Below are 25,414 nucleotides of genomic sequence, written 5' to 3'. Positions count from 1 at the left end.
GCCCGTCGGCGCGTGCGCTATCGCACCCGGTACTTGAACCCCGTGTGGGATGCCGCGAACCCGAGCCGCTCGTAGAAGCGGTGCGCGTCGACGCGGGCGGCGTCGCTCGTGAGCTGCACGAGGCTCGAGCCGAGCGCCGGGGCCGCGACATCCGTCACCCACCGCATCATGGCCCCGCCGATGCCCGACGAGCGCAGATCGCTGCGCACGCGCACCGCCTCGACGAGCAGGCGCGTGCTGCCGCGCCGCGCCATGCCCGGGATGCGGGTGAGCTGCAGGGTGCCGACCAGCCGGCCGTCGCCGTCACGGTCGCTGGTGCTGGCGCCGGCGCCGACGCCGACGCCGACGACCGCGACGAGCAGGTCGTTCGCGGGGTCGCCGAGGATCTCCTCGAGCGCCCGACGGTAGGCCGGTTCGTCGTCGGATGCCGCGACATCGCCTCGCGACGCGCTGATCGGGTCGTCGGAGAGCAGCCGCATGAGCGCGCCGAGGTCGCCCGGACGTGCGCGCCGCAGCACGACACCGCCGATGCGGGTGTCGAGGTCGACGGGCAGGTCGAGCGCGTGCAGCATGCCTCGAGTCTCTCAGGCTGCGACCCCTCGACCGTGTCGGCGGTGTGCGCGAACATGGAGCCATGGACGTCATCAGGTGGTTGCTCGAGTCCGATCCCGGGGTGCGCTGGCAGGTCATGCGAGACCTGCAGGGAGCGCCAGACGACGAGGTCGCCGCCGAGCGGGCGCGCGTCGCCGTCGAGGGATTCGGCGCACGGCTGCTCGACCTGCAGACCGACGACGGCTACTGGGGCGGCGAGGCCTACGGCATCGACGGCGACCGGCGCAGCGTCATGTGGACGCTCCAGTCGCTGCGCCGCCTCGGCGTCGATCCGGATGCCGCGGCGGTGCGCACCGCGATCGACCGGGTCCGGGCCGGCGTGCGGTTCAGCGAGGCCGACGGCGGTCGGCCGTTCTTCGACGGCGAGGTCGAGGCGTGCGTGAACGGCGGCGTGCTCGCGGCATCCGCCTACTTCGGGGTGCTCGGCGACGGCGCCGACGCCATGGTGGCCGAGCTGCTCGACGGGCAGCTCGACGACGGCGGGTGGAACTGCGAGCCCATCGAGGAGTCGGTGCGCTCCTCGTTCGACTCGACGCTGTGCGTGCTCGAGGGGCTGCTCGCCTACGAGCAGGTGGTCGGCGAGGCGGCGGCGCCCGCGGTGCGCGAGGCCCGACTTCGCGGCGAGGAGTACCTGCTCGAGCGCAACCTCTTTCGCCGCAGGTCGACGGGCGGCATCGTGCTCGAACGCTACGAGAACTTCATCTTCCCGCCGTACTGGGTCTACGACGTGCTGCGCGCGCTCGACCACTTCCGCGCGGCCGGCATCGCCGACGGCACCCCGCCCGACCCGCGCATCGGGCCCGCCGTCGACCTGCTGCTCTCGCACCGGCGCGACGACGGTCGCTGGTCGGCCGGCGAGCCGTGGAACGGCGAGGTCTTCTTCCGCCTCGACGCCCCCGCCGGCGAGCCGAGCCCGTTCAACACGCTGCGGGCGCTGCGCGTGCTCGACTGGGCGGGCCGCGCTTAGGCGCCGGTCGAGGAGCGAAGCGTCTCGAGACCCCCACCCGCCGGTCGAGGAGCGAAGCGTCTCGAGACCCCCACCCGCCGGTCGAGGAGCGAAGCGTCTCGAGACCCCCACCCGCCGGTCGAGGAGCGAAGCATCTCGAGGCCCCCACCCGCCGGTCGAGGAGCGAAGCGTCTCGAGACCCCCACCCGCCGGTCGAGGAGCGAAGCGTCTCGAGACCACACGCGCACGCACGCCCGGGTCTCGAGACGGCGCCGGCGCGCCTCCTCGACCGGCGGGGCGCACCTTGCGACCGGCGGGCGCCTCCCAGTCGAAGTGCGAGAGACTTGAAGCGTGCCCCCGCATGCGAATCCACGCGTGTCGAGAGCCGGCACAGGAGACACCGTGACCTTCGAAACGCAGACGACATCCGAGCCGCTCGACCTCGCGAGCATCCGTCGCGACTTCCCGTACCTCGCGCAGGAGCTCAACGGCTACCCGCTCGCGTACCTCGACTCGGGCGCGACGGCGCAACGGCCGACCGTCGTGCTCGACGCCGAGCGCGAGTACCTCGAACACGCGAACGCCGCCGTGCACCGCGGCGCGTCCACCCTGGTGGGCGCCGCGACGACCGCCTTCGAAGAGGCCCGTGAGAGCGTCGCCCGGTTCGTCGGCGCCGGTGAGCGCGAGATCGTCTGGGCCGAGAACGCGACCGACGCGATCAACATCGTCGCACTCGGCATGGCGGATGCCGCGGCCGGGCTCGGCGGCGCGGAGGCCGACGTGTTCCGTCTCGGCCCCGGCGACGAGATCGTCGTGACCGAGGCCGAGCACCACGCCGACCTCATCCCGTGGCAGCGCCTCGCGGCCAAGACGGGGGCGACGCTGCGGTTCGTCGCGGTGCACGACGACGGCACGTGGAACATCGACGACGCGGCATCCGTCATCGGTCCGAAGACCAGGCTCGTGGCCTTCGCGCACGTGTCGAACGTGACCGGCCACATCGCCCCGGTCGAAGACGTGGTCGAGCTCGCCCACCGGCACGGCGCGCTCGTCGTGCTCGACGCCTGCCAGTCGGTGCCGCACCGCCCCACCGACTTCGCGGCGCTCGGCGTCGACTTCGCCGCGTTCTCGGCCCACAAGATGCTCGGCCCGAACGGCATCGGCGTGCTCTACGGCCGCGAGCACCTGCTCGACGCGCTGCCGCCGGCCCGAACGGGCGGTTCGACCATCACGACCGTGACCATGGAGCGCGCCGAGTTCCTGCCGTCGCCGCAGCGGTTCGAGGCCGGCACCCAACCGGTGTCGCAGGCCGTCGGCCTCGCCGAGGCGGTGCGCTACCTCGAACGGCTCGACATGCGCCGCGTGCACGAGCACGAGGTCGAACTCGCGGGCCTGCTCGTCGACGAGGTCGCCCGCATTCCCGGCATCCGCCTGGTCGGCAGCGGTCCGGGCATCGAACGCGGCGCGCTCGCGAGCGTCGATGTGCCGGGCGTGCACGCGCACGACGTCGGCCAGTTCCTCGACTCGCGCGGCATCGCGGTGCGCGTCGGCCACCACTGCGCGCAGCCGCTGCACCGCCGGCTCGGACTCCGGGCCACGACGCGGGCGAGCGCCTACGTGTACACGACCGCCGACGAGGTGCGCCGGTTCGCGAGCGCCCTCGCCGAGGTCCGGCCCTTCTTCGGAGCAACCGCATGAGCGACCTGTCCGGGCTCTACCAGGAGCTCATCCTCGACCACTCGAAGCGCCGGGTCGGCGACGGCCCCCTCGCCGACCCGCAGGCGTCGCACCACGAGGTGAATCCCACCTGCGGCGACGAGATCACCCTCGGCATCCGGCTCGATCCGTCGGGTTCGACCGTCGAGGCCATCGGCTGGGAGGGCGACGGATGCAGCATCTCGATGGCCTCGGCATCCGCGCTCTCCGAACTCGTGGTCGGCGCCGACGTCGAGCACGCCCGTGAGGTCATCGACGCGTTCCGGGCGATGCTCCGCTCGAAGGGGGCGGGCGAGCCCGACGAAGACCTCCTCGGTGACGCGATCGCGTTCCACGGCGTCTCGAAGTACGTCATGCGGGTCAAGTGCGCGATGCTCTCGTGGGTCGCGCTCGAGGCCTGCCTGAACGAGGCACAGGCCACCGGCGGCACGGCGGGCGCCTCGGCGCCGACACCCAGCGAAGACGCCTAGGCTCAGAGCACCGCTGCCGTACAGAAAGAGGAAACGCCTGCCATGAGCGACGCCCTGGACGTCTTCGACCGCCGCGAGTCGGAGGTGCGCGGATACGTGCGCGCCTTCCCGACGGTCTTCGATCGGGCCGCCGGCTCGACCCTCGTCGGCGAAGACGGCCGCGAGTACCTCGACTTCTTCGCCGGGGCCGGCGTGCTGAACTACGGGCACAACAACCCGCTCTTCACGCGCGCGCTCATCGAGTACCTCGAGCGCGGCGGCATCATCCACGGGCTCGACATGGCGACGTCGGCCAAGAAGGCCTTCATCGAGGCCTTCGAGCGACTCGTGCTCGAGCCGCGCGGGCTCGACTACAAGCTCCAGTTCACGGGCCCGACGGGTGCGAACGCGGTCGAGGCCGCCCTCAAGGTCGCCCGCCAGGCCACGGGTCGTTCGAACGTCATCGCGTTCACCAACGCGTTCCACGGCCTGAGCGTCGGCGCGCTCGCCGCGACCGGCAACAGCCACTACCGCGAGGCCGCGGGCATCACGCTCGACGATGTCACGCGCCTGCCGTACGACGGCTATCTCGGAGCGGATGTCGACACGCTCGACCTGCTCGAGAAGATGCTCGACGACCCGGGGTCGGGCGTCGACCTGCCCGCCGCGGTCATCGTCGAGGCCGTGCAGGGCGAGGGCGGCATCAACGTCGCGAGCGTCCCGTGGCTGCAGCGGCTGCGCGCCGTCACCGCCGAGCGCGGCATCCTGCTGATCCTCGATGAGATCCAGGCCGGCGTCGGCCGCACCGGCGCGTTCTTCGCGTTCGAGGAGGCCGGCATCGTGCCCGACCTCGTGACCGTGTCGAAGTCGATCTCGGGTTCGGGCCTGCCGATGTCGCTCGTGCTGCTCCGCCCCGAGGTCGACGTCTGGAAGCCGGGCGCGCACACGGGAACCTTCCGCGGCAACAACCTCGCGTTCGTGTCCGCGCGGGCCGCGCTCGAGAACTACTGGGCCGACACCGCGTTCGTCGACGGCGTCGCCACGAAGTCGGCGCTGCTCGCCGAGGAGCTCTCGGCCATCGCCGCCGAGCACCCCGAACTCGGGTTCGTCGTGCGCGGCCGCGGGCTCATGTACGGCCTCGCGTGCGACGCCGACCGCGGACTCGCGGGTCGCATCTCGAAGCTCGCGTTCGAGCGCGGGCTCATCATCGAGACGTCGGGCGCCCACGACGAGGTGCTGAAGTTCCTGCCGGCACTCACCATCGCCGACGACGAACTGCGCCGCGGCCTCGCGATCGTGCGCGAGAGCCTCGCAGCCGCGATCGCAGAGTAGTTCGAGCGCCGCCCCGTTCGCGGCGGCGGTCAGGCCTCGGCGTCGGCGAGGTGGCGCGCGCCGTGGCTCAGCACCTTGACGACGATGCCGCGACGGCGGAGCGCCGCGATGGTGCGCGACTCCTCGTCGACGCTGCGGCCCATCGCATGGCGGTTGGCCACCACGAGGACGTCGCCCGAGCGCAGCGTGCCGAAGAAGCGGTCGAGTCGCGCCTCCCACGAGTCGTCGTTCTCGGGCGCCGGGAACCGGAAATCGGGGATCGCGACACCGAACGCCGTGAGGTCGCGGCGCTGCTCGACGATGGGCGGCATGTCGTCGCGGGCGACCACGAGGCCGACGAGGCGCGAGCCCTCGGGCTTCGCCTTCCACCAGTCGGAGTCGCGCTGCAGCTCGACGAAGCACTCGGGGCAGTCGTTCGCGACGTGCACATGCGTCGCGGTCGCCCCGAGCCCCGCGGAATCCGCGTTGCCGTTCGTCGTCGCGCTCGTCACATCACCCATGCTGACCTCCTGAATCGCTCCATTCTCCCAGTTCCGACCGACATCGGGGAGCCTCCGAACGAGACGGGGCGCCCGAGGGGCGACGAGGGCCGACGCGGGTTCCGGGGGCTACCCGGCCTCAGGATCCTGCGAGAGCAGCCGCAGCAGCCGGGCGAGCTCGGCCTGGTCGTCGCGGTCGAGCACCGCGAGCTCGACGGCCTCGCGCGCGACGAGGCCGCGCATGGCCTCGTCGACCCGCTCGACGCCCTCGACGCGCAGGCGCACCAGCACGCTCCGGCCGTCGCGCGGGTTCGGGCGGCGCTCGACGAGGCCGCGGCCCACGAGGTTCTCGAGGCGGTTCGTCATCGCCGCGCTACCGATCATCGTGGCGGCGATCAGCTGCGCGGGGCTGAGCTCGTGCGGCTCCTCCTGGCGGCGCAGCGCGGCGAGCACGTCGAACTCCCACGATGCGAGCCCCGCGTCCTTGAACGCGGCGGCCCGCAGCCGAGCGAGCCGGTTCGCGGCCCGGCGCAGGCGCGACATGACGTCGAGCGGCGAGAGGTCGGTCTCGGGCAGCCTTCGCGACCACGCGTCGATGAGCAGGTCGACCTCGTCGTCGCGATCGCTCGGTCTGGGGTTCACGATCTCGACAGTAGCGAACGCGCGGCGCCCGAACCGGGCAGGGCGAGCGGATGCCCCGTGGCGCACGCAGACGAGCGGGTCGGATGCCGAGGCATCCGACCCGCTCGTCATGTCCGCGAGACGCGGGGTTACTGCACCGACCAGCCGCCGTCGGAGGCGAGGATCGCACCGTTGATGTTCACGCCGTCCTCGCTCAGGAGGAACGTGATCGACGCGGCGAGCGCCTCGGCGGTCGCGACCGTGGGGATCGCGCCCTGGAACGGGGCGAGGCGCGCCGAGCCGACCTCGGACACGTGCGGGGGGAACGGGATGCCGGTGGCGACGCCGCCCGGGGCGACGGCGTTCACGCGGACGCCCTGCAGCGCGTACATGAACGCGGCCGACTTGGTGAGGCCGACCACGGCGTGCTTCGACGTGGTGTAGGCGTTGCCCGAGGCGTTGCCGCGCAGGCCCGCCTCGCTGGCGACGTTGACGATCGAGCCCTTGCCGGCCTCGAGCATGAACGGCACGACGGCGCGTGTGAGCTTGAAGGTGCCGGTGACGTTGACGGCCATGACCTTGTCCCAGATGGCGTCGGGAGTCTCGTGGATCGGCGAGAAGTCGTCGTTGATGCCGGCGACGTTAGCGAGGCCGTAGATCGAGTCGCCGGCTGCGGCGACGATCGCGTCGATGGACTCCTGCTTAGTGATGTCGCCCGCGACCGGCACGATCTCGGCGCCGGGGATGGAGGCGGCGAACTCGTCGAGCTTCTCGGCCGAGATGTCGACGGCGACGACGCGCCCGCCCTCTCGCGCGATGCGGCTCGCGGTCGCGCGGCCGATGCCCGAGGCGGCGCCGGTGACGATGACCGTCTTGCCGGCGAAGCGGCCGGAGGTGATCTGCTCGGCCCAAGCGCTCGACTCGCCCGACTCTTCGGGGATGACCCCGCCGTTCACGGCCTTCACGAGCTCGTCGACGGCCGCCTGCGGCATCTGACCCTGGCTCATGACCACGAGCTGCTGCAGCGGGAGGCTCGCGATCGGGGCGAGCTGGTCGATCGAGCCTCCGCCCTGGCTCACGAGGCCCTGGAGCGCCGCCTTGCCTGCGGGGTCGGCGAGCCATTCGGCGATGGTGGAGTTGGCGGTGAGGGCCATGGTGAGTTCCTTTTCTGCTTCGAACTGCATGCCTCAATTCTAACCGTCATCTGTCGGATATCCGACAATTGTCGGCGAACTCACGGGCTCGACGGCCCGAGTGCTGCAAGAATGCGGGAGTGGCCGAATCGACCGAGCACCGCAGCGATCCGCACGACGACGAGCGTGTCGACGAGCGCGTCGACGCACGGGTCGAGCGCACCCGCCGCGCCCTGCAGCAGGCCGCGCTCGAGCTGGCGCGCGCGGGCCGCTTCGACACCGCGACGGTCGCCGAGATCACCGAGGCCGCGGGCGTGAACCGCTCGAGCTATTACCAGCACTACGACGACCGCGACACGCTGCTCGCCGACGCGATCGACGCCGCCGAGGTGGAGGCGGTCGCCGGTTTCCCCCACCCCACGCGAGTGCCCGATCGGCTGCCGCCCGAGATGATCGCGTTCCTCGCGCACTTCGACGCCGACGCCGACCTCTATCGGCGCCTGCTCGGCGAGCGCGGCTCCCCCATCGTGGCGGCGCGCATCCGCGAGCGCTTCCAGCAGCAGGCGCGCGAGGGCGTCGTCTCCTCGGGCACGACGGCGTTCGAGGGCATGCCCATCGACATCGTCGCGGCGGGCATCGCGGGCTCGTGCCTCGCCGTCGTGCACGCCTGGCTCGAGCTCGACCCGCGGCCGAGCGTCGAGACCGCGGCCGAGTGGGTCTGGCGCACGCTCGTGGGCCCCGGCGAGCCGCTGTGACGGTCGGCTCGCCGAAACTCAGGAGATATCGGGTCACGGCGGCGCTGCGGCATCCGTACGCCCGGATCTCCTGAATTCGCGGGGCGGCAGGTCGGTCGGGCAGGCGGATGCCGCGCCTCGGGCAAGCAGTTCAGGCGGTCGGGCGGATGCCGCGTGCCGCGCGCTGCTGCGCCTGCAGGCGCTCGTGCAGCCGCTCGAGGGCGGGCAGCGCCGCGGCGAGCGCGGTCGCGTCCGCGGGCGGCAGTCCGGCGAGGGTGTCGGTCAGGAGCGTCGCGCTCGCGGCATCGAACCGGTCGAGCAGCCCGTGGGCCTCGGCCGAGGCGCGCACCTCGACGCGGCGGCGGTCTGCGGCATCCGCTTCGCGTGTGACGAGCCTCGACGCCTCCATCGCCTTCAGCAGGTTGCTCACCGTGGTGCGGTTCAGGCTGAGCTCCTCGGCGAGTTCGACGGGGCTGCGCATGACGCCCTTCGGCAGGGCGCGCAGCACCTCGATCTGCGCGTCGGGGATGTCGGGCAGGTGCTCGGCGGCCCGCGCGGCCCGCAGCAGGCTGCGCCGCAACGGCGAGATGAGCCCGCTGAGCCGGGCGACGTCGAGGTCGCCGATCTGGTCGGGTGCCGCGTCGTCCGCGCTCATGCGCGGGCGGGCGGGGTGAGCGAGGAGCGCTGGTTGAGCTGCTCGGGGTGGAATCCGGCGGCCACCTTGTAGCCGTCGGCGATCTCCTGCAGCTCGGCCTCGGGAATGACGTCGTGGATGTCGGCGAACCCGTGCGGCGCGCGCTCGTAGGCGAGCTGCATGACCCGCTCGGGCCCGAGCTGCCTGGTCATCGCGTTGAGCTTCGTGGTCGCCGGGCGCCGGTCGCCCTCGTAGGCGGCGAGCGCGGCGTCGACGTCGACCGAGGTCGCGAGGCGGAAGGCGAGCGACCGCGCGTCGAGGATCGCCTGCGAGGCCCCGTTCGAGCCGTTCGGGTAGAGGGCGTGCGCGGCGTCGCCGAGGAGGGTCGTGCGGCCGATGGTCCACGAGGCGAGCGGGTCGCGGTCGACCATGGGGTACTCGAGGATCTCGTCGGCGGCCGCGATGACCGCCGGCACGTCGAGCCAGTCGAAGCGCCAGTCGGCGAAGAGCTCGACGATGGGTGCCGGATCGACGGCGTGGTTCCAGTCGGCGGTCTCGTCGACGCCCTCGGGCGCGCGACGCTCGGCGATGAAGTTGACGCGCGTGAGGCCGTCCTCCGCGCCCGGTGCGACGAGCGGGTAGGCGACGAACTTCTGCTCGGCGTCGCCGGCCATGATCATGGTGCGGCCGTCGAGGTACGTCGGCGCGAGGGCGGTGCCGCGCCAGAGCACGAGGCGGTTCCACGGCGGCGCGCCCTCGGACGGGTGCGCCTGCGCCCGGAGCGCCGAGTGGATGCCGTCGGCTCCGATGACCACGTCGGCGTCGAGCACGAGTTCGGCGCCCGCGGCATCCGCGAACCTCGCCCGTTCGACGACGCGCCCGTCGGCGCCCGCGACGCCGTGCTCGACGCCCGTCGCGCGCAGGCCGAGGCGGATCGCGTCGGCGCCGAGGCGTCGGCGCACCTCCTCGGCGAGCAGCAGTTGGAACTCGCCGCGGTGCACCGAGAGCTGCGGCCAGCGGTATCCGGCCTCGAGGCCGCGGGGCTCGCTCCACACGGGCTGGCCGAACCGGTTGAAGTACGAGAGCCGGCCGGGTGCGGTGCCGATGGCGGCCACGGCGTCGGCGAGTCCGAGTTCGGTGAGCTCGCGCACCGCGTGCGGCAGCAGGTTGATGCCGACCCCCAGCGGGCGGAGCTCCCTGGCGCGTTCGACGACGATCACGTCGTCGTACCCCGCCGCCTCGAGGCTCAGGGCCGTGGCCAGTCCGCCGATGCCGGCTCCGACGATGATGATCTTCACGCTGCCTCCTTGCAAGTGGTAATTGAGTTTGCAACAAACATAAATGTCTGTCAAGCGGGTTCGGGTTCGGGTTCGCAGGGAGCTGCCAACTCGGGGCAGCAGACTGGGGAGCACGTCGCGACCGGCCGTCCATCGGACGGCATCGCCCCGTCCGCACCCGAAGACCGATGAACGGAGCCGCTCCATGCGCGCACTCATGCATTCCACCTTCGACGCCCCCGAGCGCGTGCTCGCGGTGCAGGACGTCCCGCTCCCCGAGCCGGGGCCGCACCAGGTGCGCGTGCGCACCCTGCTCTCGCCGATCCACAACCACGACCTGTGGACGGTGCGGGGCACCTACGGTTTCAAGCCCGACCTCCCGGCGCGCGCCGGCACCGAGGCCGTCGGCGTCGTCGACGCGCTCGGCGCCGACGTCACCGAGTTGCAGGTCGGCCAGCGCGTCGTCACCGGCGGCACGTTCGGCGTGTGGTCCGAGTACTTCGTCGCCGGCGCGGCCGGACTCATCCCCGTGCCCGACGCGCTCGCCGACGAGACGGCCGCCCAGCTCGTGTCGATGCCGTTCAGCGCGCTCAGCCTGCTCGACTTCCTCGGCCTGGAGGCGGGCGACTGGCTCGTGCAGAACGCCGCGAACGGCGCGGTCGGCCGAATGGTGGCGCAGATCGCCGCCGCCCGCGGCGTCAACGTCGTCGGGCTCGTGCGCCGGGCCGAGGGCGTCGCCGAACTGCGCGAGCAGGGCATCGGGAACATCGTCGCGACCGACTCCCCCGACTGGCGCGACGAGGTCGCCGCCCTCACCGACGGCGCGCCGATCGTCTCCGGCGTCGACTCGGTCGGCGGCACCTCGGCGGGCGACGTGCTGTCGCTGCTCGCCGTGAACGGCACCCTCGTCGTGTTCGGCGCCATGGAGTCCCCGACGATGAAGATCGCCTCGGGCGACGTCATCTTCAAGCAGGCCACCGTCAAGGGCTTCTGGGGCAGCACGGTCAGCCGCGAGATGGACCCCGCCACCCGCACGAGGCTCTTCGGCGAGCTCATGCGGCTCGTGGTCTCGGGCGAGCTCACCCTGCCGGTCGCGGGCGTCTTCCCGCTCGAGGACATCGCCGACGCGGTCGACGCGAGCACGACCGCCGGACGGGTCGGCAAGGTGCTGCTGCGCCCCTAGCCCCGACCGCGTTCACGACGCATCCGCCGCATCTCCCCCACGCCGAGCCGCTCTGGCACTAGCCTGACCTCGATGTGGTGGAACCGGAAGCACCCCGAGCCCGAACCGGAGCATGAGGCCCCGGATGCCGCCGCTGCGGCCGCGGCCGCGACCCCGTTGCACCGCAATGCGTTCATCCTCATGGGACTCGGCGGCGGCACGCTGGCCGTCATCGGCCTCGCCCAGATCTCCTCGATCGTCGCGCCCGTGTTCCTCGCGCTCGTGCTCACGATCTGCGTGCATCCGCTCCGGGTCGCCCTCGAACGTCGGGGGGTGCCCCGCGGCATCGCCACGGGCGCGGTCATCGTCGCCGTCGTCGCGCTCCTGCTCGTGTTCGGGTACGCGGTGCTCGTGGCCCTCAGCCAGTTCGCCGAGCTGCTGCCCCAGTTCGCCCCCGAGATCCACGCGTGGATCGCGGGCGTCGGCACGTGGCTGGCCTCCGTCGGCATCGACTCCGCCGAGATCAGCGCGGCGCTCGGCAGCTTCGACGTCGGGCAGATCGCCCAGGTCGTCTGGGGGTTGGCGGGCGGTCTCGTGGGCCTGACCTCGACCTTCGTCATCATCTTCACGATGCTGCTGCTCATGGCGATGGACGCCGCGCTCCTGCCGGCCGCGCTGCGGCAGATCGAGACCCGGCGCCCGTTGTTCGTCCGCGCCGTCGCCGATTACGCGAGCAACGTCCGCCGCTACATGGTGGTCACGACCGCGCTCGGCATCGCCCAGGGTCTCATCAACTGGGTCGTCCTCGAGGTGCTCGGCGTGCCCGGCGCGTTCATCTGGGGCCTGCTGTCGTTCATCTGCAGCTTCATCCCCAACGTCGGCTACTTCATCGCGATCATCCCGCCCATCGTCTTCGGCGCCCTCACCGGCGGCTGGCAGACGGTGATCGCCGTCATCGTGCTGTACGGCATCGTGAACGCCGGCGTGCAGTCGATCGTGCAGCCGCGCGTCGTCGGCAACGCCGTCGCGCTCAGCCAGACCATCACGTTCTTCTCGGTGCTGTTCTGGGCGATCGTGCTGGGGCCGACCGGCGCGATCCTCGCGATCCCGCTCACCCTCCTCGTGCGCCTCCTGCTCATCGACACCAACCCGCGCATGCCGTGGGTACGTCCGCTGCTCGGCGACCTCGACGAGGCGAAGGCGAGCCTCGCGACCTCGGATGCCGCGCGCCGGGCGGCCCGTCGCGCGAAGAAGTCCGGCGAGGTCGCCGCCCTGCCCTCCGCCGAGACCGCGGAACCGGCGAGCCCGGCCGACGACGCGGCCCGCGACTGAGCGGCGAGGACGAGACATGCTCGCCGCCATCGGACACCTGCTCCCGATCGCCGTCGCCGCCGCGGTCAGCTCCGTGCCGATCATGGCCACCATCGTGCTGCTGCTCTCCCCGAACCGCGGCCGCACGGCGCTGCCCTTCCTCATCGGGTGGGTCTCGGGCCTGCTGCTCGTCGTCTCGCTCTGCACGCTCTCGGCGCAGCTCATCCCGGCGCCCAAGCTCGGCCTGCGCCCGAACACGGCCATCGGCCTGTGGGAGTCCGCGATCGGCATCGCGCTCATCGTGCTGGCGATCGTCTCGTGGCGTCGCGCCCGGCGCTCGACCCGCACCGAGCTGCCCGCGTGGCTGAGATCGGTCGACCGCATCGGCCCGTGGCAGGCCGTGGGCCTCGCCCTCGTGCTGAACATCCGTCCGAAGGCGATCCTGCTCGCCATCGCCGCCGGCCTCGCGATCCGCGGCGAAGACCTCGACCTCGGCGCCTCGGCGATCTCGATCGGCGTCTACGCGGCGATCGCCGCCTCCACGGTCGCGGTGCCCATCATCGTCACGCTCATCGCCCCGCACCGCATGGAACCGCGGCTCCTCATCTGGCAGGACTGGCTCGTCCGCAACAGCGGCGTCGTCACCTCGCTCATCGTGCTGCTGATCGGCGTGGTCGTGCTCGGCAGCGGGCTCAGCCGCTTCTGACGCCGCACGGCGCGCGTCAGGCGCGCTGCAGCGCCTTGACCCGTTTCTTGGCGCTCTTCTCGACGAGCACCGGCACGAAGTCGCGGACGCGGCGCCCGTCGAACTCGTGATGCTCCTCGGCGACGATCTGCTCGACCGTCCGCCGGTCGACGCCCGGGTACTTCTCGACGAGTCGATCGACGACCTCTTCGACGCTGCGCAGTTCGGCGGCTTCGCGTTCATCCATGGGGCGAGTCTGCGCCCCGGCGTCGCGCCGCGTCAACGTCCGCGGTCGCAGTCCCAGCAGCTGTTCAGCGGAGCGCGTCCCGATGGGGCTGTCGGTCGTCGTCGGGGCCTGCGACGATCGGAGCATGACCCGCTACGCCATCGACGCCGCCGTCGCGCTGCGACTCATCCGCGACCCGCTCGAGCCGAGCGCCGGCCGACAGCTCGTGGCACCCTCGGTGCTGCGCTCGCACGTGCTGTCTCGGCTCTACACCGAGGTCAGGGCGGGGCGGCTCGACGAGCGCACCGCGCGTGCCGAGCTCGAGGGGCTCGCCGAGCTGAAGATCCGGCTGCTCGGCGACCGGGTCTCCCGATCGACCGCGTTCAAGCTCGCCACACAGCTCGACTGGCCCGACGTGACGCCGGCCGAGTACCTGGCGGTGGCGGTGCTGCAGGCCGACGCGCTCGTCACCGACGATCCGGTGCTGCGCGACGCGGCGACCGGGCGCATCCCGATCGCCGAGTTCGACGACCTCGCGCGCTGAACGCTCAGCGCGCGATCTCGAAGTTGAAGACGTCCTGGTCGAAGTGGTTGTACGCCTCGTAGTCGACGAGGTCGTAGAGGTCGGCGCGGTGCTGCATCTCGCCGAGCTTCGAGGTGAGGTGGCCCTCGTCGACGATCGTGTCGAGCGCCCGCCCGGCCGCGCCCATGGCGATGCGCAGCAGCGACACCGGCCAGATGACGATGTTCACGCCCGCGCTGCGGAGCTGCTCGACCGAGAACAGGTCGCTCTTGCCGAACTCGGTCATGTTGGCGAGAATCGGCACGTCGAGCGCGTTGCGCATGGCCTCGAACTCGCCGAGGTCGCGCATCGCCTCGGGGAAGATCGCGTCGGCGCCGGCGTCGACGAGCGCCTTGGCACGGTCGATCGCGGCGTCGAGCCCCTCGACGGCGCGGATGTCGGTGCGCGCCATGATGAGGAAGTTCGGGTCGCGGCGGGCGTCGGCGGCCGCGCGGATGCGCTTGATCGCCGTGTTCTCGTCGACGACGGCCTTGCCGTCGAGGTGCCCGCAGCGCTTCGGGTTGATCTGGTCCTCGATGTGGGTGCCCGCGAGCCCGGCGTCTTCGAGAGTCTGGATGGTGCGGGCGACGTTCATGGGCTCGCCGAAGCCGGTGTCTGCGTCGATGATCGCCGGCAGGTCGGTCATGCGGGCGATCTGCTGCCCGCGGCCCGCAACCTCGGTGAGGGTCGTCAGGCCGATGTCGGGCAGCCCGAGATCGGCCGAGAGCACGGCACCCGAGATGTAGACGCCCTCGAACCCCTTGCGTTCGATGAGTCGCGCCGAGAGCGGATTGAACGCCCCCGGGAACCGCAGCAGCTCGCCCGATGCCAGGCGTTCGCGGAACAGGCGGCGCTTCTCGGTCGCAGGAGTCTGGGAGTAGAGCATCGGCGTGTCCTTTCGCGGGCCGCATGCGGCGTTCGTCGAGCCGGCGGGTCCGTCTCTCAGGCTACCCGTCCACGGGGCGCCGCCCGCCGACCCTGCCGCTCATCGGAACCCTCGGCGCGCCGCCGATCTGCGAGGATGCCTCCGTGACCAGCCCCCGTGCACGCGTCGGCGTGATGCTTCCCCGAGACCTCCCCATCGAACAGGTGCTGCCGTACGCCCGCCGGGCCGAGGCGCTCGGCTTCGACGAGCTCTGGGTGGTCGAAGACCTCGGCTTCCGGGGCGGTATCGCCCAGGCCGGCGTCGTGCTCGCGGTGACCGAGCGCATCTCGGTCGGCGTCGGCATCCTGCCCGCGGGGGCGCGCAACGCGGCGTTCAGCGCGATGGAGCTCGGCACGCTCGCCCAGCTCTTCCCCGGCCGCCTCATCGCCGGCATCGGGCACGGCATGCCCGCGTGGATGCGGCAGGTCGGCGCCTGGCCCGCCAGCCCGCTGACCCTGCTCGCCGAGTACACGATCGCCGTGCGCACGCTGCTCCGCGGCGAGCCCGGTCCGGCCGCCGGCCGATACGTCGACGTCGAGGGGGTCGTCCTCTCCGAACGGCCCGACGCTCCGCCTCCCGTGCTGCTCGGCGTGCGCGGCCCGAAGTCGCTCGGCCTGGCCGGCGCGACGGCCGACGGCGTCGTCCTCGCCGAACCGGCGGTCCCGGCCTACGTCGCGGCGGCGCTCGCGCAGGTGCAGGGCGGCATGCCGGCGACGGATGCCGGTGCCGCTCCGATCGTCGTGAGCTACGACGTCGCGGCGGTCCACGCCGACGATGCGGCGGCGCTCGCGCAGGTGCGCCCCGGCCTCGCGTACGTCGGCGAGCCCGACTGGTCACCGCATCTCGTGGGTCTGCCATTCGCCGAGGAGCTCGCCCGTCTGCGGCTCGAGAGCGCAGGTCCCGACGAGTTCGCAGCCCGGATGCCCGACGAGTGGGTCGCCGAGCTCTCGCTCGCCGGGACTCCGGCAGGGGTTCGCGAACGCATCGCCGCACGTCACGCCGCGGGTGCGAGCTCGGTCGTGCTCGCCCCCGTCGGCGACGACCGGCTCGGGTCGCTCGACGCCCTCGCCGAGGTGCTGCCCGGCTGAGGCCCGGTCGACCACCGCTCCCGTCGAGAAGCGGTGGCCGGCCGGGCCCCAGCCGGCGCGTCAGATCGCGAAGATCGTCCACCCGGCGGAGCTCGCCGCGCCCGGTTCGAGCACGATGAGGTCGGTGCCCGAGTTGAACGCGTCGGGCGGGCAGGTCATCGGCTCGACGGCGAGGCCGGTGCGGCCGCTGCCGTCGGCGGTGTGGATCTGCACCCACGGGCACTCCTCGCCCCAGAGCATGCCGACGCCGCGCCCGTCGGGCGCGGTGAGCCTGGCCTGCACGATGCCCTCGGCGTCGTACGCGAGGCCCGTGAAGGCGTGGTCGATCTCCGTGGCCCCGATGCGCTGCGGCATCCGGTAGTCGAACGAATCGCCGTCGCGCTCCTTCGCGACCGGCGCCGGCGCGGTCGGGATCAGCCGGTCGGGCGTCACCTCGAGCACGGTCGCGGCGGGCAGCTCGAGCGTCCAGTCGTCGACCGCGCCCTCGCCGGCCACGAGGTACGGGTGCGGACCCGTGCCGTAGGGCGCGGCATCCGAGCCGGTGTTCGTGGCCGTGACCTGCGTGTGCAGGCCCGCCTCGTCGATGCGGAACTCGACCTCGACCTCGAGTCGGTGCGGGTAGCCCGCCTGCGCCTCGACGACGGCCGCGAGCACCACCCGCGCGCTCTCGCGGACGACGGGCTCGAAGTCGAGCCAGACCGCGAGGCCGTGCAGGGCGTGGCCGCGCTCGGGCTCCGTGAGCGCCAGCTGCTGCTCGACGCCGCCGAAGCGGTACCGGCCGTCGACCACGCGGTTCGGCCACGGCACGAGGGTCGCCCCGCGGTAGGCGGGACGCACCTCGTCGGCCGCGAACGGCACGATCAGGTCGCGCCCCTCGAACGTCAGCGTGCGCAGCGACGCCCCCACGCTCGCGATGCTCGCCGCGTAGCCGTGTGCGGCGATCTCGTGCTGGTACCCCGAGAGCTCGTTCACCGAGGTCACAGGCCCTGCGCGAGTCGGTAGTAGGCCTGGTTCCAGCGCACCTCGCGCTGGAAGTCGCGGGTGGTCGTGTCCTCGTCGATGACGAGCAGCTCGAGCTTGGCCATCTCGGCGAAGTCGCGGAACACCTCGATGCCGACGGCCGTCGACATGACGGTGTGGTGCGCGGCGCCGGCCGTGAGCCAGGCCGCGGCGCTCGTCTTGAAGTCGGGGGCCGGCTTCCAGACGGCACGGCCGACGGGCAGCTTGGGCAGCGGATGCCGCAGCTCGACGTTCTCGACCACGTTGGCCGTGAGCCGGAACCGGTCGCGCATGTCGCTCATCGCGACCACGACGGCCGGGCCCGCGTCGGCCGTGAAGACGAGGCGCACGGGGTCGTCCTTGCCGCCGATGCCGAGCGGGTGGATCTCGAGGCTCGGCTTCGACGCGGTGAGCGAGGGCGAGACCTCGAGCATGTGCGCGCCGAGGATGACCTCGTCGCCGGGGGTCAGGTCGTAGGTGTAGTCCTCCATGAGGCTCGCCCCGCCCGGAAGGCCGGCGCCCATGACGTTCGCGATGCGCACGAGCACGGCGGTCTTCCAGTCGCCCTCGGCGCCGAAGCCGTAGCCCTCGGCCATGAGGCGCTGCACCGCGAGGCCCGGCAGCTGCTTCAACTCGCCGAGGTCCTCGAAGCTCGTGGTGAACGCGCCGAAGCCGCCCTCCTCGAGGAACGAGCGCAGCCCGATCTCGATCGCGGCGCCGTCGCGCAGCGACTGGTGGCGCTCGCCGCCCTTGCGCAGTTCGGGCACGACGTCGTACTCGGCCTCGTAGACCGCGACGAGCTCGTCGATCTCGGCCTCGGATGCCGCGGCCACCGCCTCGGCGAGCTCGTTGACGCCCCACGTGTTGACCTGCACGCCGAGCCGCAGCTCGGCCTCGGTCTTGTCGCCCTCGGTGACGGCGACGTAGCGCATGTTGTCGCCGAAGCGCGCGAGCCGCAGGTCGCGGGATGCCGCGAGGCCGGCCGCGGCCCGCTGCCAGGTGCCGAGCTCGCGCTGCACCTGCGCGTCGCTCGCGTGGCCGACGATCGTCTTGCGCGGCACGCCGAGGCGGGTCTGGATGTAGCCGAACTCGCGGTCGCCGTGCGCGGCCTGGTTGAGGTTCATGAAGTCGAAGTCGATCTCGGCGTAGGGCAGCTCGACGTTGGCCTGCGTGTGCAGGTGCGCGAGCGGCTTCTGCAGGGCGTCGAGGCCGGCGATCCACATCTTCGCGGGGCTGAACGTGTGCATCCACGCGACGACGCCGATGACGTTCGGGGCGGCGTTCGCCTCGAGGGCGACCTGCTTGATCGCGGCCGAGTCGGTGAGCACGGGCAGCCAGACGACCTTCACGGGCACGTCGGATGCCGCGTCGAGCGTCGCGGCGATCTGCTCCGACTGCGCCGCGACCTGTGCGAGGGTCTCGGGGCCGTAGAGGTGCTGGCTGCCGGTGAGGAACCAGACCTCGTACTGGTCGAGCGAGGTGGTGAGCGGGGTGCGTGCCATGAGGAGTCCTTCTGCTGGGGTGGGAGAGATCAGAGTGCTTCGACGGCGGCGGCCTCGGCGGCGAGGCCGGCCCGGTAGCGGTCGAGGTAGTCGGCGAAGCCGGCGGCATCCGCCGGATCGGGATCGACGGTGTCGATCGCCGCGTTCGCGAAGACCGTCTCGTCGAGGTAGGCGCCGAGGCTGCGCCCCGCGCCGCGGGAGCGGTACGACGCGAGCACCGCGATGCCCCACGCGCCGCCCTCGGAGGCGGTCTCGCCGACCGCGACGGGCGCATCGAGCGCGCCCGCGAGGAAGCGCTGGGCGACCCCCGCCGTGCGGAACATGCCGCCGTGCGCGAACATGCGGTCGAGCTCGACGCCCTCGCCCGAGAGCACGCGCATGCCGAGCGCGAGGGTGCCGAACACGCCGTAGAGCTGGGCGCGCATGAAGTTGGCGAGCGTGAGCCGGCTGTCGGGCGTGCGCACGATGAGCGGACGCCCCTCGACGAGGCCCGCGATGGGCTCCCCGGCGAGGTGGTTGTAGGCGAGGAGCCCGCCCGCGTCGGCCTCGCCCTCGAGCGCGGCCGCGAACAGCGCCTCGAAGACGGCGTCGCCGTCGAGCGGGGTTCCGGATGCCGCGGCGAACTGCCCGAACACGCCCGCCCACGCGGCGAGCTCGCTCGCCCCGTTGTTGCAGTGCACCATCGCGACCGGGTCGCCCGCGGGCGTGGTCACGAGGTCGAGCTCGTGGTGGGCGTGCTCGAGCGGGCGTTCGAGCACGACCATCGCGAAGATGCTCGTGCCGGCGCTCACGTTGCCGGTGCGCGGGGCCACCGAGTTCGTCGCGACCATGCCGGTGCCCGCGTCGCCCTCGGGCGGGCATAGCGGAATCCCGGGCTGCAGCGTTCCGCTCGGGTCGAGCAGGGCCGCACCGTCGGCGGTGAGCGAGCCGGCGTCGGCGCCCGCGTCGAGCGAGGCCGGCAGCAGCTCGAGGAGCGGCCGCGGCATCCGCTCGCCGACGAGTTCGTCGTACGACGCGACGAGCGCCGCGTCGTAGCCGTGGGCCGCGCTGATCGGGGCCGCGCTGATCGGGGCGGTGCTGATCGGGGCCGCGCTGATGGGGAACATGCCCGACGCGTCGCCGACGCCCAACACCTTCTCGCCCGTGAGCTTCCAGTGCACGTACCCCGCCAGGGTCGTCACGAAGCGGATGTCGGGAACGTGCGCCTCGCCGTCGAGCACCGCCTGGTGCAGGTGCGCGATCGACCACCGCAGCGGGATGTTCACGCCGAAGCGCTCGCTGAGCTCGGCGGATGCCGCGCCCGTCGACGTGTTGCGCCACGTGCGGAACGGCACGAGCAGCTCGCCCGCCTCGTCGAACGCGAGGTAGCCGTGCATCATCGCCGAGACGCCGATCGCGCCGAACGTCGCGGGCGCGTCGGCGCCGTACCGGGCGCGCATGTCAGCGACGAGGTCGGCGTACGCCGCCTGCAGGCCCGACCAGACGTCCTCGAGCGCGTACGTCCAGACGCGGTCGACGAACTGGTTCTCCCACGCGTGGCTGCCGACGGCGAGCACGCGGGTCGGGTCGTCGGCATCGACGAGGCACGCCTTGATGCGCGTCGAGCCGAGCTCGATGCCGAGCGACGTGCGCCCCTCGAGGATCGCCGCGCGCGCGGCATCCGTCTGCTGAGTGGTGGAGTCGGTCATGCCGTGGGTTCCTTTCGACGAGCGTCGCTGCTCTGTCCGTAGACGTTCTGGTAGCGGTCGTACAACCGGTCGATCGCGTCCTGCGGGATCGGGACCAACGGGCCCGCCTCACGCGCCAGATGCACCGTGCGCGCGACATCCTCGACCATCACCGCCGCCTTGACCGCATCCTTCGCACTCGACCCGATCGTGAACGGACCATGGTTCGCCATCAACACCGCCCGGCTGCGATGCCCCGACAACGTCTCCACGATGCCCCGACCGATCGAGTCATCACCGATGATCGCGAACGGACCCACCGGAATCGGCCCCCCGAACTCATCGGCCATCGCCGTGATCACACACGGAATCGGCTCATTGCGCGCCGCCCACGCCACCGCATACGTCGAATGCGTGTGCACCACACCGCCCACCTCGGGCATGTTCCGATACACGTACGCATGCGCCGCCGTATCCGACGACGGCGACCGCTCAGCACCCGGGGTGCCCTCGATCACGTTGCCGTCCAGATCGCACAGGATCATGTTCTCCGGCGCCAACTCGTCATAGCTCACACCCGACGGCTTGATCACGAACAGATCCGCACCCGGCACCCGACCGCTGACATTGCCGCCCGTCCAGACCACCAGCCCATACCGCGTCAACTCGGCATGCAACTTCGCCACCTCGGTACGCACCCGCGCGATCGCCGCCTCGACGTCGGGGGCGAACCCGTGCTCGAGGGCGCCGCCGCTCATGCCGCCACCACGCCTGAAACCGTACTGCGATCGGCGGCGTGCCGGTAGCGCTCGGCGATTCGATCGGGCTTCGATGCCCGGGGTGCTGCACTCACGTGGTTCGTCCTCCGTTGCGACCGGCCGCGAATCGCGACTGTGACCGGTCACATTCTGCCAAGCGGCGGCCCGCGAGTCAATCCGCGCGGCCGCCCCTCTCCTCCCCGATTTCACTTTTCAGGAGGGGGTGTGGGGGGGGGGGGGGGGGGCGCGGGGGGGGGGGGCGGGGGGGGGGGGGGGCGGCCCCCCCCCCCCCCCCCCACACCCCCTCCTGAAAAAGGTCGAAGAAGGGCGCAGGCGTCAGCGCGGGGCCGTCGACGCGCGCACGATGAGCTCGGGCACGAGCATCGGGCGGCCGGATGCGCCGTCGGCGCCGCCCTCGAGCAGCGCCGCGACCGCGCGGCGGGCGAGTTCGTCGAAGTCCTGGCGCACGGTCGTGAGCGGCGGCCAGAAGAACTCCGCATCGGGGATGTCGTCGAAGCCCACCACGCTCAGCGTCTCGGGCACCGCTCCCCCGTGCTCGCGCAGGTGCCGCATGAGGCCGAGGGCCATCTGGTCGTTCGCCGCGACCACGGCGGTCGGCCGGGCGGCCGACAGTTCGGCGGCCGCGGCATATCCCGAGCGCGCCGACCAGTCGCCCCGCACGACGGCGACGGCTTCGAGCCCGTGGGCCGCGAGCTCGAGCGCGAACCCGTGTTCGCGCGAGCTGGCCTCGAGCCAGTCGGACGGACCGGCGAGGTGCGCGATGCGCGTGTGCCCCAGTTCGACGAGGTGCCGGGTCGCGATGCGCGCACCCTCGATCTGGTCGACGGCCGGGCTCCGACCATCTCGGCCGCCGGCGAGCAGGGTCACGACCGGCACGTCGAGGCGGAGGCCGTCGAGCGCCTCGAGCACGCGCACATGCGGGGCCACCACGACGATGCCGTCGACGGCCTGCCCCCGCAGGTGCGAGATGCCCGCCGACACCGACCCGAGATCCTCGGAGTCGACGTACGCGGTGCTGACCCAGTGGCCCGCCGCACGCGCCGCCGCCTCGAGGGCCGCGATGCTCGTCGACGGCCCGTAGTGCCGCGAGTCGGAGGCGAGCACCCCGATCGTGCGCGACCGCTTCGTGCCGAGGGCCCTGGCGGCGAAGTTCGGGGTGTACTCGAGCTCGGCGATGGCGTCCATGACCCGGCGCCGCGTCGACTCCTTGATCTGCGGGTGCGCGTTCAGCACGCGCGAGACGGTCTGGCGCGACACCCCTGCGAGCGCGGCGACCTCGCGCACGCCGACGGCGCGTCCGCTCGCCGGGCGATCCTCGACCGGGCGATCCTCGACCGCGCGATCGGAGCCGGATGCCTGCATGGAACCGTCCCTCCTCGCTCGCCCGATGTCGGATCGAGCATAGACGGATGCCGCGCCGAAGCGCCCGCGCTGCGGCATCCGCTCGCCCTCGCACCGTCCGATGCGGAGCCGAGCGCGCGCGGGCGCGCCGACGTAGGCTGAAAGCCCGGGCGGACGCTCGGCGACGCAGACGAAGGAGACCCACGTGACGACAGGTGCGCCGACGGTCGAACCCGGCACCGACGACCGCGTCGGCGAGGTGCTCGCCGAACTCGCGAGCCTCGAGGATCCGAAGATGCGCGAGGTCAACGAGCGCCACGGCGACGACCACGGGGTCAACCTGACCAAGCTGCGGGGCGTCGCCAAGCGGCTGAAGACCGATCACGACCTCTCGGGGCGGCTCTGGGACACCGACGACACGGCCGCACGCCTCGTCGCGTTGCTCATCTGCCGGCCGAAGCAGTACACCGCGGCAGAGCTCGACGCGATGCTGCGCGAGGCGCGGGCGCCGAAGGTGCACGATTGGCTCGTCAACTACGTGGTGAAGAAGAGCCCGCACGTGGAAGAACTGCGGCTCGCCTGGTTCGACGACGCCGACCCCGTGGTCGCGAGCGCCGGGTGGGCGCTCACGACCGAGCGCGTGAAGAAGTCGCCCGACGGGCTCGATCTGCCCGGCCTGCTCGACCTCATCGAGGCCGAGATGAAGGATGCCCCCGATCGCCTGCAGTGGGCGATGAACGAGTGCCTCGCGAACATCGGCATCTTCAACCCGGGGCTCCGCGCGCGCGCCCTCGACATCGGCGAGCGTCTCGAGGTGCTGAAGGACTACCCGACGCCGCCGAACTGCACCTCGCCGTTCGCGCCGGCCTGGATCGGCGAGATCGTGCGCCGCCGCGAGGGCGCGTAGTCCCGCGACCGCGACCGCGCCCGCGGCCCCTGGCCGGCATCAGGTGATCGCGGCATGATCGTCGAACTGATGCTGTGAGACGGCCACGGTGTCGGCGCTGTCGATCGCGAACGGCGTGCCCTCCATGAGCGCACCCACCCAGGTCTTGAGCTCCCCGGCGGTGCTGCGCCCGCTGGTGCCGTCGACGAAGGTCGCCATGGGCTTCGGATCGAAGTCCCAGTAGTCGTAGTAGGTCGCGGTCCCGGTGAACTCGGCGAGGGCCCCAGTCGGGCCCTTCGTGACGGTCAGCGTGCCCTCGAGCGTCACGGTGAAGTTGCCGAGGGTCTGGTTCTTCTGCGCCGCGCCGCGACCGCGTGCGCCGCTGACGACGGCTGTGAACTGCCGGAACTCGCTGGGCGGCGCCGGGTCGGCTTCGGCGGCGGCGATGAGCCGGTTGCGCTCTGCGGCGATCGCAGGAAACCATGAGAACACGTTCGTGAACGCGTCGACCTCGATCATCTCCGCTCTCGTGAGCGCGTACGCGGCGCCGGCGGCCGACATGTAGTGGCTGATGAGCGACCTGGGCAGGCCGGGGTCGGCCTGCGCGAGCATCGAGCCGTCGAACAGTCCGCGGTTCCAGAGGTCGTCGAGCACGCTTCGCTGCACGTACGCGGTCGTTGCCTGATTGCCGGCCGAGCGTTGGAGGGCCAGCAACGACGGCGAGAGCGATCGTGCGGATGCCTCCGCAGCGGGTGCTCTCGTCGTGGACGCGTCCCGTCGGGGCTCGCGCTGGTCATGCGTCGCATGCTGCACCTCGACACGATACGTCCGGGAAGGAGGGGCGCTCCGATTGCCGAGGCCGACGGCGGTGCCGCGGGGCGTGCCCGATCGGGCAGCGCTCCCCGCGGCCTACGCGCCGCCCTGTCCGATGCCGAGCCAGCCGCCGGATCCCGATTGCGCGGAGCCGCCGCCCGCTCCGGGCGCGTCGGCGCCCTTCAGCGCCTGCAGTTGGCGTTCGATCTCGGCCTGGGCCGAGACGGCGGCGAGCTGGCGCTCGATGTCGGCGTCGGGGGCCGCGGTGAGGTCGGTGAGGGCTCCGCTCGCGAGGAGCTCGTCGGTCGCGGCGGCACGCGCCTGCATCTGCGCGACGCGGTCGCGGGCCCGGTCGAGGCTGGACCCGACATCGGTGATGCTGTTGCTGATGCCCGAGACGGCCTCGTTCGCACGCACCTGCGCCTCGGAGGCGGTGTAGGTGGCCTTGATCGTCTCCTTCTCGATGCGGAACGCCGCGACCTGGTCGGTCAGCCGCCGCTCGCGTTCCTGGAGCTGCGCGGTCTGCTGCTGGAGGGAGGTGAACTGCTTCTGGAGCTGCGCCACCTGCCCCTCGAGCATCGCGCGACGTTCGAGCGCGGCGCGCGCGAGGTCTTCCCGGCCCTGCGCGAGCGCCTCGGCGGCCTGCGAGCCGAGCCGTTGGTAGCGCGCGCCCATCTCCTCGCCCTGCAGTTCGATGCGCTTCTTCGCGGTGGCGACCTCGGCGACCGCGAGACGCACCTGCTGGAGCAGTTTCACCTGCTGGTCGTAACTGTCGTCGAGGGTCTCGCGCGGATCCTCCATGCGGTCGAGCGCCTTGGCGGTCTTGCTGCGGAAGATGGTCTTCATGCGGGCCGAGTTGCTGTTGGCGTTGCTCATCGCTGGTTCCCCTCGTTGCGGACGGATGTCGTGGTCGGGCGCGGCTCGGCTCGGCCGTCGCGCCGGTTGAGCGCCTGGAGCTGTTCGATGCCCGCGTGCAGGGCCGCGACCTCGCGTTCGACTTCGGAGCCCAGCGCCGAGAGCGCATCGTCGGTCGAGCCGGAGAGGCCGGATGCCACCGCGGAGCGCACCTGCTTGACGAGCCCCTCGACCTGCTCGACGCGGTTGCGTGCGGCCGGGAGTTCGTCGGCGAGCGCCGCCGCGTCGGTCTCGGATTCCATGAGGCGCAGTTGCAGGTCGAGCACCGAGGCCTCGTCGCGGATGCGGCGGAACAGTCGCGGCAGCTCGCTTCGGGAGGCGTCGGCGAGGAGCTCGACGGCGGCGCCTCCGCTCCGCAGGGTCTCGTCGAGGCGCACCCGCAGCGCGAGCACGGTGCGCTGGGGGCCGCGCGCGACGCGGGCTCTCGTGCGCAGCGTCGCGCCGCTCAGCGCGCGGTTGCGGCGCGCCCGCCGCACGAGCGAGCGCACGAAGAGCACGAACGCCGTCATGACGCAGAACGAGAACAGCACGATCACGCCGAGCCCGATCAGGATCGCCTCGATGCCCGTCACGAGCACCACCCCCGTTCACTCCGACGACGTCGCCAATACGCGATATAA

27 protein-coding genes are annotated in these 25,414 nt (G+C 72.2%); 11 read left to right on the top strand and 16 right to left on the bottom strand.

Annotation, left to right across the window (positions count from 1 at the left end; translation table 11 throughout):
- Window positions 1-17 precede the first annotated feature (17 nt).
- Window positions 18-572 (bottom strand): GNAT family N-acetyltransferase, encoded by a 555-nt coding sequence (locus GQQ92_RS09010; protein WP_156998922.1) that lies wholly within the window; start codon window positions 570-572, stop codon window positions 18-20.
- Between the two features lie 62 nt (window positions 573-634).
- Here GQQ92_RS09010 and GQQ92_RS09005 point away from each other — a divergent pair, with 62 nt between their 5' ends.
- From GQQ92_RS09005 to ectB, 4 genes are all read left to right on the top strand, one after another.
- A complete protein-coding gene (locus GQQ92_RS09005) occupies window positions 635-1,579 on the top strand; it encodes a prenyltransferase/squalene oxidase repeat-containing protein (RefSeq protein WP_156998921.1) in 945 nt (314 codons plus the stop codon).
- A gap of 381 nt (window positions 1,580-1,960) precedes the next feature.
- Entirely contained in the window at window positions 1,961-3,256 is a 1,296-nt protein-coding gene (locus GQQ92_RS09000) for an aminotransferase class V-fold PLP-dependent enzyme (RefSeq protein WP_156998920.1), read from the top strand.
- Complete coding sequence (gene sufU, locus GQQ92_RS08995; protein ID WP_156998919.1) at window positions 3,253-3,744, top strand: Fe-S cluster assembly sulfur transfer protein SufU; 492 nt, start codon at window positions 3,253-3,255, stop codon at window positions 3,742-3,744. The genes GQQ92_RS09000 and sufU overlap by 4 nt, the downstream gene beginning before the upstream one ends.
- Window positions 3,745-3,786: 42 nt before the next feature.
- The gene (ectB, locus tag GQQ92_RS08990) at window positions 3,787-5,055 is read left to right on the top strand and encodes a diaminobutyrate--2-oxoglutarate transaminase (protein ID WP_156998918.1); all 1,269 of its coding nucleotides are present in this window, start codon (window positions 3,787-3,789) and stop codon (window positions 5,053-5,055) included.
- A gap of 29 nt (window positions 5,056-5,084) precedes the next feature.
- Here the strand turns inward: ectB and GQQ92_RS08985 are convergent, their stop codons facing one another.
- The 3 genes from GQQ92_RS08985 to GQQ92_RS08975 form a co-directional block, all read right to left on the bottom strand.
- Window positions 5,085-5,555 carry a recombinase family protein gene (locus GQQ92_RS08985; RefSeq protein WP_156998917.1) on the bottom strand — a complete coding sequence of 157 codons (471 nt, stop codon included), beginning with the start codon at window positions 5,553-5,555 and terminating at the stop codon, window positions 5,085-5,087.
- Window positions 5,556-5,663: 108 nt separating this feature from the next.
- Window positions 5,664-6,287 carry a MarR family winged helix-turn-helix transcriptional regulator gene (locus tag GQQ92_RS08980; protein WP_156998916.1) on the bottom strand — a complete coding sequence of 208 codons (624 nt, stop codon included), beginning with the start codon at window positions 6,285-6,287 and terminating at the stop codon, window positions 5,664-5,666.
- Window positions 6,288-6,304: 17 nt separating this feature from the next.
- On the bottom strand, window positions 6,305-7,339 hold the full coding sequence (locus GQQ92_RS08975; protein ID WP_253820900.1) for an SDR family NAD(P)-dependent oxidoreductase: 1,035 nt from the start codon (window positions 7,337-7,339) through the stop codon (window positions 6,305-6,307).
- Window positions 7,340-7,428: 89 nt separating this feature from the next.
- Here GQQ92_RS08975 and GQQ92_RS08970 point away from each other — a divergent pair, with 89 nt between their 5' ends.
- Window positions 7,429-8,043 carry a TetR/AcrR family transcriptional regulator gene (locus GQQ92_RS08970; RefSeq protein WP_156998915.1) on the top strand — a complete coding sequence of 205 codons (615 nt, stop codon included), beginning with the start codon at window positions 7,429-7,431 and terminating at the stop codon, window positions 8,041-8,043.
- Window positions 8,044-8,173: 130 nt separating this feature from the next.
- Here the strand turns inward: GQQ92_RS08970 and GQQ92_RS08965 are convergent, their stop codons facing one another.
- Both GQQ92_RS08965 and GQQ92_RS08960 read right to left on the bottom strand, forming a co-directional pair.
- Window positions 8,174-8,677 carry a MarR family winged helix-turn-helix transcriptional regulator gene (locus GQQ92_RS08965; RefSeq protein ID WP_156998914.1) on the bottom strand — a complete coding sequence of 168 codons (504 nt, stop codon included), beginning with the start codon at window positions 8,675-8,677 and terminating at the stop codon, window positions 8,174-8,176.
- Window positions 8,674-9,954 (bottom strand): flavin-dependent oxidoreductase, encoded by a 1,281-nt coding sequence (locus tag GQQ92_RS08960; RefSeq protein ID WP_156998913.1) that lies wholly within the window; start codon window positions 9,952-9,954, stop codon window positions 8,674-8,676. Before GQQ92_RS08960 ends, GQQ92_RS08965 begins: the two co-directional genes overlap by 4 nt.
- Window positions 9,955-10,138: 184 nt before the next feature.
- On the opposite strand from GQQ92_RS08960, the gene GQQ92_RS08955 reads away from it, so the two are divergent.
- The 3 genes from GQQ92_RS08955 to GQQ92_RS08945 all read left to right on the top strand — a co-directional run bounded on the left by GQQ92_RS08955 (window position 10,139) and on the right by GQQ92_RS08945 (window position 13,112).
- Complete coding sequence (locus GQQ92_RS08955) at window positions 10,139-11,116, top strand: zinc-binding dehydrogenase (protein ID WP_156998912.1); 978 nt, start codon at window positions 10,139-10,141, stop codon at window positions 11,114-11,116.
- Between the two features lie 72 nt (window positions 11,117-11,188).
- Window positions 11,189-12,427: an AI-2E family transporter gene (locus tag GQQ92_RS08950; RefSeq protein WP_156998911.1), complete on the top strand. Its 1,239-nt coding sequence runs from the start codon at window positions 11,189-11,191 to the stop codon at window positions 12,425-12,427.
- Window positions 12,428-12,443: 16 nt separating this feature from the next.
- Window positions 12,444-13,112, top strand: a complete 669-nt coding sequence (locus GQQ92_RS08945; RefSeq protein WP_197738173.1) for a GAP family protein — start codon at window positions 12,444-12,446, stop codon at window positions 13,110-13,112.
- A 16-nt stretch (window positions 13,113-13,128) separates the two neighbouring features.
- Here GQQ92_RS08945 and GQQ92_RS08940 read toward each other — a convergent pair whose 3' ends face one another.
- Window positions 13,129-13,338 (bottom strand): three-helix bundle dimerization domain-containing protein, encoded by a 210-nt coding sequence (locus GQQ92_RS08940; RefSeq protein WP_156998909.1) that lies wholly within the window; start codon window positions 13,336-13,338, stop codon window positions 13,129-13,131.
- 124 nt (window positions 13,339-13,462) lie between these two features.
- Here GQQ92_RS08940 and GQQ92_RS08935 point away from each other — a divergent pair, with 124 nt between their 5' ends.
- Window positions 13,463-13,861: a PIN domain-containing protein gene (locus tag GQQ92_RS08935; RefSeq protein WP_156998908.1), complete on the top strand. Its 399-nt coding sequence runs from the start codon at window positions 13,463-13,465 to the stop codon at window positions 13,859-13,861.
- Between the two features lie 4 nt (window positions 13,862-13,865).
- Here the strand turns inward: GQQ92_RS08935 and prpB are convergent, their stop codons facing one another.
- Window positions 13,866-14,765, bottom strand: a complete 900-nt coding sequence (gene prpB / locus GQQ92_RS08930; protein ID WP_156998907.1) for a methylisocitrate lyase — start codon at window positions 14,763-14,765, stop codon at window positions 13,866-13,868.
- A 143-nt stretch (window positions 14,766-14,908) separates the two neighbouring features.
- Between prpB and GQQ92_RS08925 the strand changes: the two genes are divergently transcribed.
- Entirely contained in the window at window positions 14,909-15,892 is a 984-nt protein-coding gene (locus GQQ92_RS08925; protein ID WP_232057598.1) for an LLM class flavin-dependent oxidoreductase, read from the top strand.
- A 60-nt stretch (window positions 15,893-15,952) separates the two neighbouring features.
- On the opposite strand, the gene GQQ92_RS08920 is transcribed toward GQQ92_RS08925, so the two are convergent.
- The 5 genes from GQQ92_RS08920 to GQQ92_RS08900 all read right to left on the bottom strand — a co-directional run bounded on the left by GQQ92_RS08920 (window position 15,953) and on the right by GQQ92_RS08900 (window position 22,201).
- A complete protein-coding gene (locus GQQ92_RS08920) occupies window positions 15,953-16,873 on the bottom strand; it encodes an aldose 1-epimerase family protein (RefSeq protein ID WP_372493353.1) in 921 nt (306 codons plus the stop codon).
- A complete protein-coding gene (gene araA / locus GQQ92_RS08915; protein ID WP_156998905.1) occupies window positions 16,870-18,393 on the bottom strand; it encodes an L-arabinose isomerase in 1,524 nt (507 codons plus the stop codon). The genes GQQ92_RS08920 and araA overlap by 4 nt, the downstream gene beginning before the upstream one ends.
- A 29-nt stretch (window positions 18,394-18,422) precedes the next feature.
- A complete protein-coding gene (locus tag GQQ92_RS08910; RefSeq protein WP_156998904.1) occupies window positions 18,423-20,081 on the bottom strand; it encodes a xylulokinase in 1,659 nt (552 codons plus the stop codon).
- Complete coding sequence (locus tag GQQ92_RS08905; RefSeq protein ID WP_156998903.1) at window positions 20,078-20,818, bottom strand: L-ribulose-5-phosphate 4-epimerase; 741 nt, start codon at window positions 20,816-20,818, stop codon at window positions 20,078-20,080. The genes GQQ92_RS08910 and GQQ92_RS08905 overlap by 4 nt, the downstream gene beginning before the upstream one ends.
- A gap of 336 nt (window positions 20,819-21,154) precedes the next feature.
- On the bottom strand, window positions 21,155-22,201 hold the full coding sequence (locus tag GQQ92_RS08900; RefSeq protein ID WP_156998902.1) for a LacI family DNA-binding transcriptional regulator: 1,047 nt from the start codon (window positions 22,199-22,201) through the stop codon (window positions 21,155-21,157).
- Window positions 22,202-22,385: 184 nt separating this feature from the next.
- Between GQQ92_RS08900 and GQQ92_RS08895 the strand changes: the two genes are divergently transcribed.
- Window positions 22,386-23,087, top strand: coding sequence for a DNA alkylation repair protein (locus tag GQQ92_RS08895; RefSeq protein ID WP_269149163.1), 702 nt, complete (start codon window positions 22,386-22,388; stop codon window positions 23,085-23,087).
- A gap of 39 nt (window positions 23,088-23,126) precedes the next feature.
- Here GQQ92_RS08895 and GQQ92_RS08890 read toward each other — a convergent pair whose 3' ends face one another.
- The 3 genes from GQQ92_RS08890 to GQQ92_RS08880 form a co-directional block, all read right to left on the bottom strand.
- Entirely contained in the window at window positions 23,127-23,879 is a 753-nt protein-coding gene (locus GQQ92_RS08890; RefSeq protein ID WP_156998901.1) for a hypothetical protein, read from the bottom strand.
- 96 nt (window positions 23,880-23,975) lie between these two features.
- Entirely contained in the window at window positions 23,976-24,755 is a 780-nt protein-coding gene (locus GQQ92_RS08885) for a PspA/IM30 family protein (protein ID WP_156998900.1), read from the bottom strand.
- Window positions 24,752-25,375, bottom strand: coding sequence for a hypothetical protein (locus tag GQQ92_RS08880; protein WP_156998899.1), 624 nt, complete (start codon window positions 25,373-25,375; stop codon window positions 24,752-24,754). The genes GQQ92_RS08885 and GQQ92_RS08880 overlap by 4 nt, the downstream gene beginning before the upstream one ends.
- Between the last annotated feature and the right edge of the window lie 39 nt (window positions 25,376-25,414).

Origin of the sequence: Agromyces terreus (genome assembly GCF_009749465.1) — a bacterium.
Classification (GTDB): Bacteria; Actinomycetota; Actinomycetes; order Actinomycetales; family Microbacteriaceae; genus Agromyces; species Agromyces terreus.
Note: the sequence above shows the minus strand (reverse complement) of the source record. Positions and strands in the feature narration are given on the sequence as shown.